The 14,858-nt window shown below is 63.1% G+C and carries 13 protein-coding genes and 2 tRNA genes; 7 read left to right on the top strand and 8 right to left on the bottom strand.

The annotated features are described in order from the left end of the window. The first annotated feature begins 19 nt into the window (after window positions 1-19). The 5 genes from VWZ87_RS09400 to VWZ87_RS09380 all read left to right on the top strand — a co-directional run bounded on the left by VWZ87_RS09400 (window position 20) and on the right by VWZ87_RS09380 (window position 6,044). A complete protein-coding gene (locus VWZ87_RS09400) occupies window positions 20-709 on the top strand; it encodes an HAD family hydrolase (RefSeq protein ID WP_416534790.1) in 690 nt (229 codons plus the stop codon). 202 nt (window positions 710-911) lie between these two features. After that, window positions 912-2,471 carry a trimethylamine methyltransferase family protein gene (locus VWZ87_RS09395; RefSeq protein ID WP_416534791.1) on the top strand — a complete coding sequence of 520 codons (1,560 nt, stop codon included), beginning with the start codon at window positions 912-914 and terminating at the stop codon, window positions 2,469-2,471. A 93-nt stretch (window positions 2,472-2,564) separates the two neighbouring features. Beyond that, complete coding sequence (locus VWZ87_RS09390) at window positions 2,565-4,352, top strand: DUF4153 domain-containing protein (RefSeq protein ID WP_416534792.1); 1,788 nt, start codon at window positions 2,565-2,567, stop codon at window positions 4,350-4,352. Window positions 4,353-4,446: 94 nt separating this feature from the next. Next, a complete protein-coding gene (locus VWZ87_RS09385) occupies window positions 4,447-5,034 on the top strand; it encodes a heme NO-binding domain-containing protein (RefSeq protein ID WP_416534793.1) in 588 nt (195 codons plus the stop codon). Then, window positions 5,034-6,044, top strand: coding sequence for a diguanylate cyclase domain-containing protein (locus VWZ87_RS09380; protein ID WP_416534817.1), 1,011 nt, complete (start codon window positions 5,034-5,036; stop codon window positions 6,042-6,044). The genes VWZ87_RS09385 and VWZ87_RS09380 overlap by 1 nt, the downstream gene beginning before the upstream one ends. 292 nt (window positions 6,045-6,336) lie before the next feature. Here VWZ87_RS09380 and VWZ87_RS09375 read toward each other — a convergent pair. The 6 genes from VWZ87_RS09375 to VWZ87_RS09350 form a co-directional block, all read right to left on the bottom strand. Further along, window positions 6,337-6,411: transfer RNA gene (locus VWZ87_RS09375), tRNA-Glu, on the bottom strand. Window positions 6,412-6,683: 272 nt separating this feature from the next. Then, window positions 6,684-6,758: transfer RNA gene (locus VWZ87_RS09370), tRNA-Glu, on the bottom strand. A 134-nt stretch (window positions 6,759-6,892) separates the two neighbouring features. Then, window positions 6,893-8,635 (bottom strand): single-stranded-DNA-specific exonuclease RecJ, encoded by a 1,743-nt coding sequence (recJ, locus tag VWZ87_RS09365; protein ID WP_416534794.1) that lies wholly within the window; start codon window positions 8,633-8,635, stop codon window positions 6,893-6,895. Window positions 8,636-8,777: 142 nt separating this feature from the next. Further along, entirely contained in the window at window positions 8,778-9,761 is a 984-nt protein-coding gene (glpX, locus tag VWZ87_RS09360) for a class II fructose-bisphosphatase (RefSeq protein WP_340544950.1), read from the bottom strand. Between the two features lie 133 nt (window positions 9,762-9,894). Further along, the gene (locus tag VWZ87_RS09355) at window positions 9,895-11,181 is read right to left on the bottom strand and encodes a homoserine dehydrogenase (RefSeq protein WP_340544952.1); all 1,287 of its coding nucleotides are present in this window, start codon (window positions 11,179-11,181) and stop codon (window positions 9,895-9,897) included. Window positions 11,182-11,394: 213 nt separating this feature from the next. Further along, window positions 11,395-11,724: a hypothetical protein gene (locus tag VWZ87_RS09350; protein ID WP_416534795.1), complete on the bottom strand. Its 330-nt coding sequence runs from the start codon at window positions 11,722-11,724 to the stop codon at window positions 11,395-11,397. 97 nt (window positions 11,725-11,821) lie between these two features. On the opposite strand from VWZ87_RS09350, the gene VWZ87_RS09345 reads away from it, so the two are divergent. Then, window positions 11,822-12,439 (top strand): TetR/AcrR family transcriptional regulator, encoded by a 618-nt coding sequence (locus tag VWZ87_RS09345; RefSeq protein ID WP_416534796.1) that lies wholly within the window; start codon window positions 11,822-11,824, stop codon window positions 12,437-12,439. Window positions 12,440-12,501: 62 nt separating this feature from the next. Here VWZ87_RS09345 and VWZ87_RS09340 read toward each other — a convergent pair whose 3' ends face one another. After that, window positions 12,502-13,413 carry a pirin family protein gene (locus VWZ87_RS09340; protein ID WP_340544957.1) on the bottom strand — a complete coding sequence of 304 codons (912 nt, stop codon included), beginning with the start codon at window positions 13,411-13,413 and terminating at the stop codon, window positions 12,502-12,504. A gap of 236 nt (window positions 13,414-13,649) precedes the next feature. On the opposite strand from VWZ87_RS09340, the gene VWZ87_RS09335 reads away from it, so the two are divergent. Further along, the gene (locus VWZ87_RS09335; protein WP_340544958.1) at window positions 13,650-14,165 is read left to right on the top strand and encodes a hypothetical protein; all 516 of its coding nucleotides are present in this window, start codon (window positions 13,650-13,652) and stop codon (window positions 14,163-14,165) included. 90 nt (window positions 14,166-14,255) lie between these two features. Here VWZ87_RS09335 and VWZ87_RS09330 read toward each other — a convergent pair whose 3' ends face one another. Then, window positions 14,256-14,855, bottom strand: coding sequence for a TadE/TadG family type IV pilus assembly protein (locus VWZ87_RS09330; RefSeq protein ID WP_340544960.1), 600 nt, complete (start codon window positions 14,853-14,855; stop codon window positions 14,256-14,258). Window positions 14,856-14,858: the final 3 nt, after the last annotated feature.

Genomic DNA, 14,858 nt, shown 5'->3' with positions numbered 1-14,858 from the left:
CTTTGATCTAGGAGAGCCCATGCCCGTTGATGCCCTGTTGTTCGACAAGGACGGAACCCTGTTCGACTTTGCCGAGACCTGGAACCGCTGGACCCGGCGGATGCTGGAGCTGCTGTCGGACGGCGATGCCGAGCGGTTGCAGGCGATGGCGGCGGCCATCGACTTTGATCTTCAGACCGGAGAGATCCTGCCCAGCAGCCTGGTGATCGCCTCGACCAATCGACAGGTTGCCGAGGCTCTGGCGCCATATGTGTCGACGATGGATCTGGATGCGCTGGAGCGTTACATGGCTGAAAGCGCCGGGGCGGCAGAGCTTGCAGAGGCGGTGCCGCTGGCGGCCTTCCTTGATGATCTGCTGGCGCGGGGCAAGGTGCTTGGGGTGATGACCAATGATGCGGAACTCTCGGCCAAATCGCAGCTGAGCCGCGTCGGTGTGCTGGATCGCTTTGCCTTTGTGGCGGGGTTCGACAGCGGCCATGGCGCAAAGCCGGATGCCGATCCGCTGCTGGCCTTCTGCGCCGCCACCGGGATCGCACCTGAGCGGACGGCGATGGTGGGCGACAGCCTGCACGATCTGGAGGCCGGTGCGGCGGCGGGGATGCGACGGATCGCGGTTCTGACCGGCCTTGCCGGGGCGGCGGAGCTGGAAGCGCATGCCGATGTGGTCCTGCCGGATATTGGCCATATCCTGGCCTGGCTGGATCGCTGACCGGCGGTCAGGGTTTGACGGACTGGACACATATGCCCAGAAATATGTGTTCTGAGACGGTTTGGCGCTGAAAAGCGACAAAACCTGTCGGGAACAGGCATTCCTGCCCGGTGTGAACAGGGCCTGCTGAGAGACATGAGCCGGCGGCCGGGCGCATCTCAATGTGTCTGCTGCGGCTGGATGACAGCAGGGGAGGGCCGCCATGACATCCGAGACCAGATCCAGACGGCGCGGTGGTGGGCGCGCGGGGGCAGCTGCCCGGCGCGGCGATGCGGTGATCGAACAGATGCCCTGGTCGATTCCGCGCAACATCGACCGCCCGGTGGAACCGCTGGGGCCTGAGGGGGTTGCGGCGATCCATGATGGCGCGATGCGGATCCTGGAAGAGATCGGCATCGTGTTCCTCAACGATGAGGCGCTTGCGATCTTCAGGGAAGCGGGTTGCAAGGTGGTCGGCGACCGCGTGCATCTGGATCGTGAGTTCGTGATGGAGATGATCGCCAAGGCACCATCTGAATTCACCATCACCCCGCGCAACCCGAACCATAGCCTGCCGGTGGGCGGCAATCACCTGCTGTTCGGCAATGTCTCCTCGCCACCGAACTACTGGGACATGTCGCTCAATGCGAAGGTGGCTGGCACCCGCGAGCAGTGCCAGAACCTGCTGAAGCTGACCCAGTATTTCAACTGCATTCATTTTGCCGGTGGCTATCCGGTGGAACCCGTGGATATCCATGCCTCGGTGCGGCATCTGGACGTGGTTTATGACAAGCTGACGCTGACCGACAAGGCGATGCACGCCTATTCGCTGGGCAAGGAGCGGGTCGAGGATGTGATGGAGATGGTGCGCATCGCCGCAGGGCTTACTCATGAGGAGTTCGAGGCCCGGCCGCATATGTATACCAACATCAACTCCACCTCGCCGCTGAAACATGATCAGCCGATGATCGACGGCTGTCTGCGGCTGGCGCGCCGTGGTCAGGCGATTGTCGTGACGCCCTTTACCCTGGCGGGGGCGATGGCGCCGGTGACCATGGCCGGTGCTGTTGCGCAATCCATCGCGGAGGCGCTGTCGGCCATTGCCCTGTTTCAATATGTGCGCCCGGGGACGCCCTGCGTGATCGGCACCTTTACCTCCAATGTGGATATGAAGTCCGGCGCCCCGGCCTTTGGCACGCCGGAATATATGCGCTCGACCCAGATGACCGGGCAGATGGCGCGCTACTATGGGCTGCCGATGCGATCCTCCGGTGTCTGCGCGGCGAATGTGCCTGATGGGCAGGCGATGTGGGAGACCTCCAATTCGCTCTGGGCGGCGGTGCAGTCCGGCACCAATATGGTCTATCACGCGGCGGGCTGGCTGGAAGGCGGGCTGATCGCCAGCCCCGAGAAATTCATCATGGATTGCGAAATTCTCCAGCAGATACAGCGCTATATGCAGCCTGAGATCATTGGGACCGGCCCTGAGGATATCGCGTTGGACGCCATTCGCGAGGTCGGGAACGACGGCCATTTCTTTGGCATCCAGCACACTCAGGACCGCTATAGCACCGCGTTTTACCAGCCCTATCTGAGCGACTGGCGCAATTACGAGGCCTGGGAGGCAGCAGGCGCCATCTGGACCCCGCAGCGCGCCCATAACCTGTTCAAGGAGATCATCGCCCGGTTTGAGGCTCCGCCGCTGGATCCCGCTCTGCGCGAGGAGCTGGCGGAGTTTGTCGCGCGGCGAAAATCCGAGGGAGGTGCCCCCACGGACTTCTAATCCCGGTTGAGGGGAAGTTTCGCCTGTTCGGACCTCTGCCATTAATTGATGCGATTGTATAAATCAGGACGGTCTAACGAGAGAATCGCAACCATGACTGATCCGGATACCGCGACCTTGCTACGGGCCCGCTTGCCGATGGTGGCGCTGGGGGCTGGCAGCGGGTTTGCCTTCTGGCTGCTGGCGCGGTCCTGGGATCAGACGGTCCTGCCGGAGGCCGGGTTCCTGGCGGTATTTGCCTTTCTCTGCAGCTTTTGCGGTGCGGCGCTTGCGATGATTGGCCCGGTATCGCTGGCGCGGGCGCTGCGGGGGGCGCTGTGGATCGCGCTGCCGATCACGGGTCTGATGCTGCTGGCGGGAACGCGGTACGAGGTCGCAACAGGTCTCTTTGACAACGAAGTTCTGGTCCTGGTGGCCGTGGTGCTGGTGGCGATCGCCTGCCCCTTTGTTCTTTTGCGGATGTCGCAGCCGGGGCGCTGGATGGGTTTTGCTGATCTGTCGTCGGCCAGCTGGGGGATGCTGTTCCGCCTGTCCTGTGGCGCCGGGTTTGTTCTGGTGTTCTGGATCCTGGGATTCCTGTCCCATGCGCTTCTTGATCTGGTGAACATCACCCTGCTGGAGGATATCGCCGAGATCGACTGGCTGGCGCTGATGCTGAGCGGCGCTGTCTTTGGGCTGGGGCTGGCGGTGGTGCAGGATCTGGGTGGCAGCGGCGCGCCTCAGCTGCTGTTCCGGCTGCTCAGCCTGCTGTTGATCCCGGTGGCGCTGGTGGTCGGCCTGTTCCTGGCCGCTATCCCTGTGCAGGGGCTGTCCAGCGCCTTTGGCCAGCTGTCGTCGGCGGGAACCCTGATGGCGATGGCTCTTGTGATGATGATGCTGGTCTGCGTGGCGCTGACCTGGCAACAGCACCCGAGCGGGGTCAACGGGGCTGCCGCGCGCCTGCTGGCGGGTGCGCTGATGCTGGTGACCGGACTTGCCGTCTGGGCGGTGCTGATGCGCGTGCGGCAATATGGCTGGACCCCGGATCGGGTCTATGCGCTGTGGTTCGCGGCGGTCTTGCTGCTGCATGGGCTGGCCTATGCAGGCTGTGCCGTCTTTGGCGGGTCAGGGTGGCCCGGTCGGCTGCGCCGGGCGGCTGTTGGCCTTGCGCTGGTGACCGCGGCCGCCTTGGCCCTGATCCTGACACCGGTTGTGGATGCCGGGCGCATTGCCGCCAAGAGCCAGGTGGCGCGGGTGCTGGCGGGCGAGGCCGATGCGGCGGAATTGCCCCTGTGGCAGATGGCGCATCGGTGGGGGACGGCCGGGCGCGACGGGCTGGAGCAGCTGGCGGCCTATGCCGAGGCCTCGGGCAACACGGATCTGACGACCCGGCTGCAAGAGGCGCGCAGTGCCGCGACCTATTGGGAACTGGCGGCGGATGTGCAGGATGTCACCGATGATCTGCGCCGGGACCTGCTGGAGGTGATGCCGGTGCAGCCAGCCGGAGCGGCGCCGACTCCTGAGGATTTCAGGGGGCTGAGACGTTATCAGCTGGTCCGCTGGATCCGGGGCTGCAAACAGCTGTTGCCGGATGGCGCCGCCGGATGTGTGCTGGTTCGCGGGCCACTCGGGGTGAGTGCTGATGCGGCCGATGATCAGGCGCTGCTGTTGTTCAGAGAGGGCCGCAACGGTGCCCAGCTTGAGAGTCTGGCCCTGCGGTTTGGCCCGGATGGGGCCGAGATGCTGGGCAGCGTTCTGCTTGGAGAGGCGGCCCGGACAGAGCAGACCATAGCGCAGGTCGAGGCCCTGCTGGCGGCGGCGCAGGCGGGTCGTTTCGAAATCTCGCCCGCGCGGCAAAATACGTTGAAATTGGGCGATTTGGAGGTTCTGATAACCCCCTGATCGACGGTTGAGGGAAAACCGTAGCAATTTTAGTTGTTGGCCCTTTATTAACCAGGCTGGGCCAAAAGTAGAGACATGTAGCAAGGGGCCAGTGATGCACGGTCTGATCAACAGGGCATTCCAGGCGTTTGTCAGCACCACCTTCGGAACGGAGAGCTGGCAGGCGATTATGGATTCGGCAGAGCTCGGCTTCAGCGAGTTCGAAGCCATGCTCACCTACACGGATGAACAATCCCAGACCATGCTGCGCACCGCCGAAGAGCTACTGAGGCGTCCGCTGCCTGAAATGCTTGAGGATATGGGCACGTTTCTGGTGTCGAACCCGCAGTTGGAGTCGCTGCGCAGATTGCTGCGGTTTGGCGGGGTTAACTATGTGGAATTCCTGCATTCTCTGGACGATCTGCCGGATCGTGCGCGGCTTGCGGTATCGGATCTGAACCTGCCCGGACTGGAACTGATCGAACAGGCACCGGGGCAATTCGAACTGCATTGCCAGCCGGGTCTGCCGGGCTATGCCCATGTTTTGATGGGCGTGCTTCGGGCGATGGCGGATGACTACGGCGATCTGGTCTTCCTTGACCACTCCGGCACGCAGGACAATGCCGAGGTGATATCGATCACATTGGTCGAAACCGAATTTGCCGAAGGCCGGGCCTTCGATCTTGGGGCCCATTCGCTATGATGCTGAGCATGCAGGAAATCTCCTCCATCGCCAATGAAATCTGCCCGATGCATGTGGTCATTAACCATGACGGTCGGATTACCGGGGTCGGACCGACGCTGCGAAAGCTGCGCCCGGATACGGAATGGCTTGGCAGCAGGTTCTTTCGGATCTTTGATCTGGCGCGGCCGCGCCGGGTGCGCTCGACCGAGGATCTGATGAAGACGGCAGGGGCCAAACTGCACCTGAATTTCCGCGATGCGCCGCAGACCGGCCTGAAGGGGGTTCTGGCACCGTTTCCAGAGGGGAAGGGTGGGTTCATCAACCTGTCTTTTGGTATTTCCGTGCTCGAGGCCGTGCGTGATTATGACCTGACCAGCGCCGATTTCTCCCCCACCGATCTGACCATCGAGATGCTCTATCTGGTTGAGGCCAAATCGGCCGCGATGGAGGCGTCACGCCAGCTGAACCTGCGCCTGCAGGGGGCAAAAATTGCCGCCGAGGAACAGGCCTTCACTGATACACTGACCGGGGTCAAGAACCGCCGCGCGATGGATCATATCCTCAACCGGCTGATTGCCTCGGGCCGGGATTTCTCGTTGATGCATGTGGATCTGGATTTCTTCAAAGAGGTCAACGACACGCTTGGTCACGCCGCCGGCGATACCGTGCTACAGCGGGTGGCAAAGCTTATGGTGCAATGTACCCGCCAGAACGACACCGTTGCCCGGGTCGGCGGGGATGAGTTTGTTCTGATCTTCGAGGGGCTTATTGACCGGATCCAATTGTCGGGCATCGCGCGCCGTCTGATCGCCAGCATTGAAGAGCCGATCCCTTTTGGTGACAAGACCTGCAAGATCTCGGCGAGCGCAGGCACCGCGCTTTCTACGATGTTTTCTGCCGGGCTGGATGCCGCGACACTGCTCAATCAGGCCGATGTGGCGCTCTATGCGGCGAAAAACGCCGGGCGCGCGCGCCATTTCTTTTACCAGCCGGGTATGGAAGACAAAGACACCGTCAAGCCGATTTAAGCGGCTGTTCCGGGGCGGCGCGACCTGCGCGCGGCCTTCAGGCGTCTGATGCTCCCTGCGGCCTGATTTCGCGACCGGCGAGTTGGACCTGTCTCATCGGCAGACGTCGCTGGAGGCGCATCGGAGGCAGTTTTTCAGATGGATTTGCCAGATCACCCGTTGCGCAGGGGCTCAGCATCTGCGGGGAAAACGGGTGATATATTCGAGACCCGGATACCCTTTGAACCCACCAACAGGACCAATCGGATCTCAAGCGCGTAGGCATCTCGAAGCAAAATCGGGGGAGATACAGTGGCAGCCCGTAGGGGAATCGAACCCCTCTTTCCAGGTTGAAAACCTGGCGTCCTAACCGATAGACGAACGGGCCACTTGGTCTGTGAGGGGGTGTTTACTGAGTACGCTGCCCCGGTGCAAGAGGGATTTTCACAAGAAGACCAGTTTTTTTCCAAATCGCAAAAATCTCTGCAAGCTTCTGAAAAACCTCAGAATATAATCAGAGCTTTTCGGATTTATTCGAACGGGCCGTTTGCCGGTGTTGCAAGGGAACATGACGGCGGGAGACCCGCAGGCAGGCCACGCAGATGCGCAAAAGGCAACAGGGGCGTCACGATCAGCAGGGATATGCAAGGGGAGGAAAAGTGGCAGCCCGTAGGGGAATCGAACCCCTCTTTCCAGGTTGAAAACCTGGCGTCCTAACCGATAGACGAACGGGCCACTTGGTGTGAGCGGGTATTTAGTGGCTCAGGCCGGAAGCCGCAAGCCAAAAAACACCGGCATCGCGATTTATTTTGTCCCCGCCAAAAGCTGGAGATTGTTGTGCTCTCCCTGGCTCTGCTGGCGGCGCGCGGTCAGGCCTCTGCCGCATCCTCCAGTCGCAGCTGCACCGACTGTCGGCCGCCCCAGGTGTTGATTTCAAGGCGCCCGGCAAAATGGAACCGCGCGCCGCCGTGGTCCAGCAGGCGCTGTCCCAATGGAGTGTCAAAGGCACCAAAGCAGATGGCGTCAATCCCGCTGCTCAGCCCGTCGCTGAGCGAGAGTTTCAGATGGCTTTCACCAACCCGTTTGGCAAAGCGTACCTGCAGATCGGGGAACCCGTAGCGCGGGGCCGGTGCGCCCGCGCCGAAGGGGCCCGCCTGTTCAATCTGTTCGATCAGCGATACCGTGGCGGCGCCCGGCATCAGCATTCCGTCGAGCTTCAGGTCGCTGGGCCCCAGATCACCGGCACCTTGCTTCGCCAGCAGCTCGCTCAGCCGTGCCATGGCGGGCTCCAGCTGGTCGCGCGCGACAGTCAGACCAGCGGCCATCTTGTGACCGCCGCCCTTGATCAGCAGCCCTTCGGCGGCGACCCGCTGGATCGAGGCGCCAAGGTCGATGCCGCTGACAGAGCGGCCCGACCCCTTGCCCTCGTCGCCGTCAAGGCCGATGACAATGGCGGGGCGACCTGCGGCCTCTTTCAGGCGCGAGGCGACAATGCCGACAACGCCTGGATGCCAGCCCTCGCCTGCGGCCCAGACCAGCGGTGCATCCAGTCCGCGCGCCTCAGCCTGTTCCAGCGCCGCGGCGCGAACGGCGTTTTCAATATCACGACGCTCGGTGTTCAGCTCATCCAGCCGGGCCGCGATTGCCTCGGCCTCGGCAGGATTCGTGGTCGCCAGCAGGCGCGCGCCCAGATCGGCCTTGCCGATGCGGCCACCTGCATTGACCCGAGGCCCAAGCAGGAAGCCGAGGTGATAGGTCGAAGGGGCCGAATCCATCCGCGAGACATCGGCCAGCGCCACCAGGCCGGGGCGCTGGCGGGCGGCCATCACCTTCAACCCCTGACGGACCAGCGCCCGGTTGGCCTCGATCAGCGGCGCCACGTCCGCAACGGTGGCCAGCGCCACCAGATCCAGCAGCGCCATCAGGTCCGGCCCGGTGCCAAGTCCCTTGTTGCGCATCTGGCGGCGCAGCTCGACCAGCATCAGGAACACCACACCCGCGGCGCAGAAATAGCCCAGATCGCCGTCCTCATCCTGACGGTTGGGGTTCACCACCGCCACGCAGTCGGGAAGAGTTTCACCGCCCAGATGGTGGTCCAGAACCACCACATCGGCGCCTTTGGCGGCGGCAATCGGGCCGTGAGACAGCGTGCCGCAATCGACGCAGACGATCAGATCGTGATCCCGCGCCAGGGCGGCCATCGCCTCGTCATTGGGGCCATAGCCTTCGTCGATGCGGTCCGGGACATAGAGCGTGGCGCTCAGGCCGACCTGGTTCAGCCAGACCAGAAGCAGTGCGGCAGAAGACCCGCCATCCACATCATAATCGGCAAAGACCGCAATCCGCTCGCGCCGCTCCACCGCCTGCAGAAACCGGGCGGCGGCCTTTTCCATATCTTTCATCCGGCGCGGGTCCGGCAGCAGCTCCTTCAGCTGCGGGGTCAGAAAGCCGCTGGCCTCATGCGCCGGGACGCCGCGCCGGGCCAGCACCTGACAGACGGCCGGGGGCAGGGCGGTCTGCTGTTCCATCATCTCGGCGGCGCGGGCGGTGTCCACGTCGGGACCGATCCAGCGACGACCGGTGAGCGAGGTCTCAACTCCCAGAAAGTTCATATCTGCGCCCCTTTCTGCGTGCCCGCCCCTAGTCCGATACCGGGGCTGACCATGGTAAAGGCCGGATCTGCGCGGACCCGGCCTTTCACCTTTCTTCAAATACTCAAATCCCGACCGGTGCTGCAAGCCGCACGGTCAGAGCTTACTGATGCGCGCTCAGCGGAGTGCGATAGCTCATCCGGCGCACCGAGCCTGTCTTGGATCGCATCAGCAAGGTGGTGGTCTCAACCCAGCCCGGCTGGCGCTTGATCGACGGCAGCAGCGAACCGCCGGTGACGCCGGTCGCGGCAAAGATCACATCGCTGGTCACCATTTCATCACGGCTGTAGACCCGGTCCAGATCGGTGATGCCAGCCTTGGCGGCGCGGGCTTTCTCATCGTCGTTGCGGAAAAGAAGACGGCCAAAGATCTGCCCGCCCATACATTTCAGCGCAGCGGCGGCCAGCACGCCCTCAGGCGCGCCACCCTGGCCCATATACATGTCGATGCCGGTGATCTCGCTTTCGGCGCAATGCATGACGCCCGCAACGTCGCCATCGGTGATCAGGCGGATCGAGGCCCCGGTTTCGCGGACCTCGGCGATCATGGCCTCATGACGCGGCCGTTCCAGAATGCAGACGGTGATGTCGCCGGGCGCGCAGTTCTTGGCCTTGGCGAGGGCTTCGACCCGTTCACGCGGGCTCATGTCGAGGGAGACGACATTCTCGGGCAGGCCCGGGCCGACAGCCAGCTTGTCCATATAGGTGTCAGGTGCGTGTAGCATGGAGCCGCGCGGTCCCATGGCAATGACGGTCAGCGCATTGGGCATGTCCTTGGCGGTCAGCGTGGTGCCTTCCAGCGGGTCCAGAGCGATATCGACGCCGGGGCCATTGCCGGTGCCGACTTCCTCGCCGATATAAAGCATCGGCGCCTCGTCACGCTCGCCTTCGCCGATGACCACGACACCTGCGATGTCCAGCAGGTTCAGCTGCTCGCGCATGGCGTTGACGGCGGCCTGATCGGCGGCTTTCTCATCGCCGCGGCCGATCAGCGGTGCCGAGGCCAGAGCGGCCTGTTCGGCCACACGGGCCAGGCCGAGCGACAGCAGGCGGTCGTTGAATGCGGCGTCGTTGGTGTCAGAAGTCATAGCCAATGTCCTATCTCAATCCCGGGTCGGTGCCGTCGCATACCCTGCATCTGGCAGCGCGGGCAAGGGCAGTTGGCGGTAACGGCGCGCTGCAATCGGCGCCGCTACCGTTGTTTTTCTGCGTTTGGGCCTGTCAGACCTCTTCAATCCGCAGGGCAACGGGTTCGCTTGCCACCACATCGGTCTTGGCGAGGTCTTCCAGCGCGGTCTGCAGGGTGCTGGAGGTGCATTTGTGGGTGACGATCAGCACAGGAGCGGTCGGTTCGGTATGGCCGTATTGGCGCATCCGGTCGATCGAGATGCCGGCATTGCCGAGGGCCGCCGCCACCTTGGCCAGCGCGCCGGGTTTGTCCAGCAGCGCCAGGCGCAGGTAATGCGGTGCGGCCAGGCTGGTGCGGGCGGCGGGGGCATCCTCCAGCGAGGTGGCAGGCTGACCAAAGGTGGCCAGACGAGTGCCACGGGCCAGATCGCAGATATCGCCCAGGACCGCGCTGGCGGTTGGGCCCTCGCCGGCGCCGGGGCCGCGCAGAACGATCTGTTCAACTGCGTCACCTTCGATCACGACCATATTGGTGCCGCCTTCCAGCTGGCCAAGCGGTGAATCCGCCGGCACCAGACAGGGGGTCATGCGCTGTTCCAACCCACGCCCGGTGCGCTGTGCAACGCCAAGAAGCTTGATGCGGTAGCCCATGTCGGCGGCGTGGCGGATATCATCCAGGCTGATGCGCTGGATGCCTTCCAGCTGCACGTCGTCGAAGGCGGGCTTGGTGCCAAAGGCGATGGCCGAAAGGATCGCAAGCTTGTGCCCAGCATCAATGCCGCCCACATCAAGGTTCGGATCGGCCTCAAGGTAGCCCAGGCGGCCGCATTCCTCGAACAGGGCATTGTAGCCCTGACCGGTGGCTTCCATCTGGGTCAGGATGTAGTTGCAGGTGCCGTTCATCACGCCCATGACGCGGGTGATCTGATTACCGGCCAGACCTTCGGTCAGGGATTTGATCACCGGAATGCCACCGGCCACAGCGGCCTCGAAACGGATCACGCGGCCTGCGGCCTCGGCCTGTTCGGCCAAAGCCTGACCGTGGATCGCCAGGAGCGCCTTATTGGCGGTGACCACATCCTTGCCCGCAGCCAGCGCGGCCTCGGTGGCGGCTTTTGCGGCGCCTTCATGGCCGCCCATCAGCTCGACAAAGACATCCACATCGTCGCGGGTTGCCAGCGCCACGGGATCGGTTTCCCAGGCGTAGTCGCCGAGCGGGACGCCGCGATCCTTGCTTGCGTCGCGCGCCGAAACCGCGGTGATCTCGATGCGGCGTCCGGTGCGGGCCTCCAGCATGGCCGCCTGCCGACGGACGATCTTGACCACGCCGGTGCCAACCGTGCCCAAACCTGCGATACCAAGGCGAAGCGGCTCTGTCATAGCTGGGGATCCTTTAATTCCGAAAGACGTCTCCCCGCCTTAGCGGGTTCGGCGCAGCGGTGCAACGGCAGCGGCGGCTCCGGGCGGACAATTCCGAAGAGCGGGTTTTGGCGGCAGCAATGCAGCCGCATGAGACGGATCAGCAGGGGCTGGGACCAGCGCGCAGGATCCACGCGCAGGGGCATCTCGACCGGCGCCCAAGGCAGGTGTCGCTTAGGGCTGGGCTGCCCGCAGCGCATCGGCGCGGGCCTGAAGGCGGGCAGCGCGGGCCTCCAGCGTCTGCTCGAGCGCTTTGCTCTCCTTGGCGGGGGGCGTCTCGGGGTTCAGGGCCTGCTCCAGCGGAACAAGGGCCGGATAATCGGCACCGCGCAGGTCTGGGGTCAGCCGGTCTTCCAGCTCCGGCACCCGCGCGCAGCCGCAGAGCAGCACGGCCGCGGTCAGCAAGGTCAGGCGCATGGTGGTCCCGTTGCTGATCCATGCCGCCCGCTCGTCATCAGTTGCGGGCATCTGCGGCCGGTTCTCGGGCTCTGCGGTCAACTGCATCAAAACCATCCTTGTTCGCTGTTCCCTTGATGCACATATTGGTGAAAAGGCACAAGTGGGGCTTTTATCTGAACATCTGTTCAGATATTGTTGAGGCATGGCACGTACCCAAGGTTCACATTCCGATATCACAGGCCCACGCATCCGTGCCGCCGCCCTGCAGCTGTTTGCCCAGCATGGGTATGCGGCTGTTTCAATGCGCCAGATCGCATCAGAAGTCGGGGTGCAGGCGGGGGCGCTCTATAACTATACGCCAGACAAGCAGAGCCTGCTGTTCAGCCTGATGGAAGGTCACATGACCGAGCTGTTGCAGGCCTGGCGGGATCAGCGCAGCCCCGATCAGGCGGTTACAACCGGCAGTGCCGAGGACCATGTGGTGGCGCGGCTTGAGGCCTTTACCCGGTTTCACATTCGCTTTCACCTGGAACGGCCCGATGCGGTGTTCATCGCCTATATGGAGCTGAGAAACCTGTCAGAGGACAATTTCGCTGCCATCGAATCCCTGCGCCGCGAATATGAAAATACGCTGGAGACCATCCTGAAGGATGGCGTGCGGCTGGGGGTGTTTCACATCCCCGATACCAAGATCGCGACGCTGGCGGTGATTGCGATGCTGAACGGTGTGATGACCTGGTATCGCAGCGGTGGACGTCTGTCGCTGGATGAGGTCGAGGCGATTTACTGGGATATGGTGCAGAAATCCGTGCGCGCCTGACAGCCCGACAGCGGGCGCGGCGCTGTTGACGCCGCACCCGCCGGGGCGGTGATGTTTGAGGTCTAATGCGCCGGACGGATAAAGCTGCCGTTGCGCAGATCCCTGAAGGCCTGCCGCAGCTCTTCCTGGGTGTTCATCACGATCGGGCCGTGCCAGGCCACGGGTTCCTCGATCGGCGCGCCTGAGATCAGCAGGAAGCGTAGGCCATCGGGGCCTGCCTGCACGGTAATTTCCTCGCCGCTGCCAAAACGCACCAATGTGCGATCGCCTGACATGTCGCGGATATGCAGCTCTTCGCCTGCGACCTCTTTTTCCAGCAGGACCCCCTGTGGCGGGGCCGCATCGACAAAAGCGCCCTGACCGGCAAAGACATAGGCAAAGGCCCGTCGATAGGTGTCGATGGAGAAGGTCTTTTTCACGCCGGGCGGCACCGAGACATCCAGATACTGCGGGTCGGCGGCAATGCCATCCACCGGGCCGCGCTTGCCCCAGAACTCGCCCACGATGACCTTTACGCGGGTGCCGTCATCGTCGATGACCTCGGGAATGTCCTTGGCGGTGATGTCCTGATAGCGCGGCGCCGTCATCTTCTGGCTGGCGGGAAGATTGCCCCAGAGCTGGAAGCCGTGCATCTGACCCTTTGCGTTGCCCTTTGGCATTTCCTGATGCAGGATGCCTGACCCTGCGGTCATCCACTGCACGTCACCTGCGCCCAGGACACCGTTGTTGCCGAGCGAGTCGCCGTGCTGAACGGTGCCGTCCAGAACATAGGTGATGGTCTCGATCCCGCGGTGCGGATGCCAGGGAAACCCCGCTTCGAAATCCGCAGGGTGGTCATTGCGGAAGTCGTCAAACAGCAGGAACGGGTCCAGTTCACTGGGGTCGTGGAAGCCAAAAGCGCGATGCAGTTTGACGCCTGCGCCCTCCAGCGCCGGAGTGGCGGGGCGGGTCTCTAGGATAGGGCGGATCGACATGGCGGGTCTCCGGTTGCTGATTGCTCCGTCATAAATAGGCCTGTGCGAGTGTGTCGAAAAGCCCTTCCGGTTAACGGCTGATGTGCGGGAGCGCACAGCCGCATGCGGCACGGCCCCTGGTGCAGCGGTGCCGCGACAACAGGGGGGCTATGCGGTCAGACGCAATCAGGGTACATCCGCCCGGACCGACCCCATGATGCAGGCGGGGTGCGACAAACAGGCTGAGGGAGCAGGTGATGGGCGAGATGACTGGATCGGGCGAGATGAGCGATGAGATTTTGGCAACCGTCAATGCCTCGGCGCCGCGACGGCTGCTGGCGACAGTGATGCTGGTCGTGGTGGGGGCGCTGGTGATCTATGTTGCACTGGCCACGCCGCCTGCCGCGCATTGGCTGGTGTTCCTGCTGGCCATCGGCGGTTTCTGCCTGTGGCTGGCGATGCGTCTGTGGCAGGCGACAGCGTTGCGGATCGAGCTGACAGAACAGGTGCTGCGTAGCTCTGACGGGGCAGTGATCGCCGAGGTCGCAGATGTCGTCGCGGTGGACCGCGGCGTATTTGCGTTCAAGCCGTCAAACGGGTTTCTGATCCGCACCGCCTCAAAGGGCGACCGCAGCTGGCGGCCCGGGCTTTGGTGGCGGTTGGGACATCGCATTGGCATTGGGGGTGTGACGCCGGGGGCGCAGAGCAAATCCATGGCCGAGATCCTCGCCATCATGATTGCACGGCGTGAGGCGGGACAACCACAGGTCTGAGACCGAATTTGTTCGATGAACATAGTAAGGCGCCACCGATACCGGAGGCGCCTTTGTTGTTCGATCCACTCTTGGGTGGTCCGTAGGGTGTCAGTCTGTTGGCGGTGTGCTGTCGTCATGGCCGCCGCCGCTGCCATCCTGACCTTCGAATTTTACCTGTGGTGCAAAGCGGGGTCGGGTGAAGACGAAATTCTCGATGTCCATGGCTGGCAGGCCGATGTTGAACGCAGGGTCGATGTCGTTGCGGGTTTCCACCAGAATGACCCGCTCCTGATCGGGCATGTTTGGCAGGTTGGCTTTTACCTGCTGGATCGTGGCGTCCTGCCATTCCGCGAACTGTCCGCCGCGCACCTTGGACCAGTCAACGTAGTAGCGGTTGTCCGTCTCGTCCCAGCGGATCACCGAAATTCGCAGGGAGATCGACGAATCCACGCGGATCAGCAGCTTGGCCAGCTCGTGCATACTGTCGATATAGTCCTCGTTGAGCGTGGAGGTCTCCCGCGAGATGAGGTCTGAGATCGTATAGGCGGCCTTGAGGTTCACACCTTCCTGCCGGAAAGCATCGAAATAGGTGTAGATCGCCGCAAAGACACCGAGCAGCAGCGGCATGTAAAAGGCGAATTCCACCGAGACGGAACCGTCGGTCTCTCGCTTGTAGCGGCGAAACAGGGCGCGGATATTGGTCAACATGGC

This window comes from Phaeobacter sp. JH20_37 (assembly GCF_048056015.1).
GTDB lineage: Bacteria > Pseudomonadota > Alphaproteobacteria > Rhodobacterales > Rhodobacteraceae > Phaeobacter > Phaeobacter bryozoorum.
This window is presented reverse-complemented; position numbering and strand designations above follow the sequence as displayed.

What these genes read in the sequence shown, in the direction of transcription:
- VWZ87_RS09400 (WP_416534790.1), top strand. Translation starts at nt 20, where the DNA reads ATGCCCGTTGATGCCCTGTTGTTCGACAAGGACGGAACCCTGTTCGAC.
- VWZ87_RS09395 (WP_416534791.1), top strand. Translation starts at nt 912, where the DNA reads ATGACATCCGAGACCAGATCCAGACGGCGCGGTGGTGGGCGCGCGGGG.
- VWZ87_RS09390 (WP_416534792.1), top strand. Translation starts at nt 2,565, where the DNA reads ATGACTGATCCGGATACCGCGACCTTGCTACGGGCCCGCTTGCCGATG.
- VWZ87_RS09385 (WP_416534793.1), top strand. Translation starts at nt 4,447, where the DNA reads ATGCACGGTCTGATCAACAGGGCATTCCAGGCGTTTGTCAGCACCACC.
- VWZ87_RS09380 (WP_416534817.1), top strand. Translation starts at nt 5,034, where the DNA reads ATGCTGAGCATGCAGGAAATCTCCTCCATCGCCAATGAAATCTGCCCG.
- recJ (WP_416534794.1), bottom strand. Translation starts at nt 8,635, where the DNA reads ATGAACTTTCTGGGAGTTGAGACCTCGCTCACCGGTCGTCGCTGGATC.
- glpX (WP_340544950.1), bottom strand. Translation starts at nt 9,761, where the DNA reads ATGACTTCTGACACCAACGACGCCGCATTCAACGACCGCCTGCTGTCG.
- VWZ87_RS09355 (WP_340544952.1), bottom strand. Translation starts at nt 11,181, where the DNA reads ATGACAGAGCCGCTTCGCCTTGGTATCGCAGGTTTGGGCACGGTTGGC.
- VWZ87_RS09350 (WP_416534795.1), bottom strand. Translation starts at nt 11,724, where the DNA reads ATGCAGTTGACCGCAGAGCCCGAGAACCGGCCGCAGATGCCCGCAACT.
- VWZ87_RS09345 (WP_416534796.1), top strand. Translation starts at nt 11,822, where the DNA reads ATGGCACGTACCCAAGGTTCACATTCCGATATCACAGGCCCACGCATC.
- VWZ87_RS09340 (WP_340544957.1), bottom strand. Translation starts at nt 13,413, where the DNA reads ATGTCGATCCGCCCTATCCTAGAGACCCGCCCCGCCACTCCGGCGCTG.
- VWZ87_RS09335 (WP_340544958.1), top strand. Translation starts at nt 13,650, where the DNA reads ATGGGCGAGATGACTGGATCGGGCGAGATGAGCGATGAGATTTTGGCA.
- VWZ87_RS09330 (WP_340544960.1), bottom strand. Translation starts at nt 14,855, where the DNA reads ATGTTGACCAATATCCGCGCCCTGTTTCGCCGCTACAAGCGAGAGACC.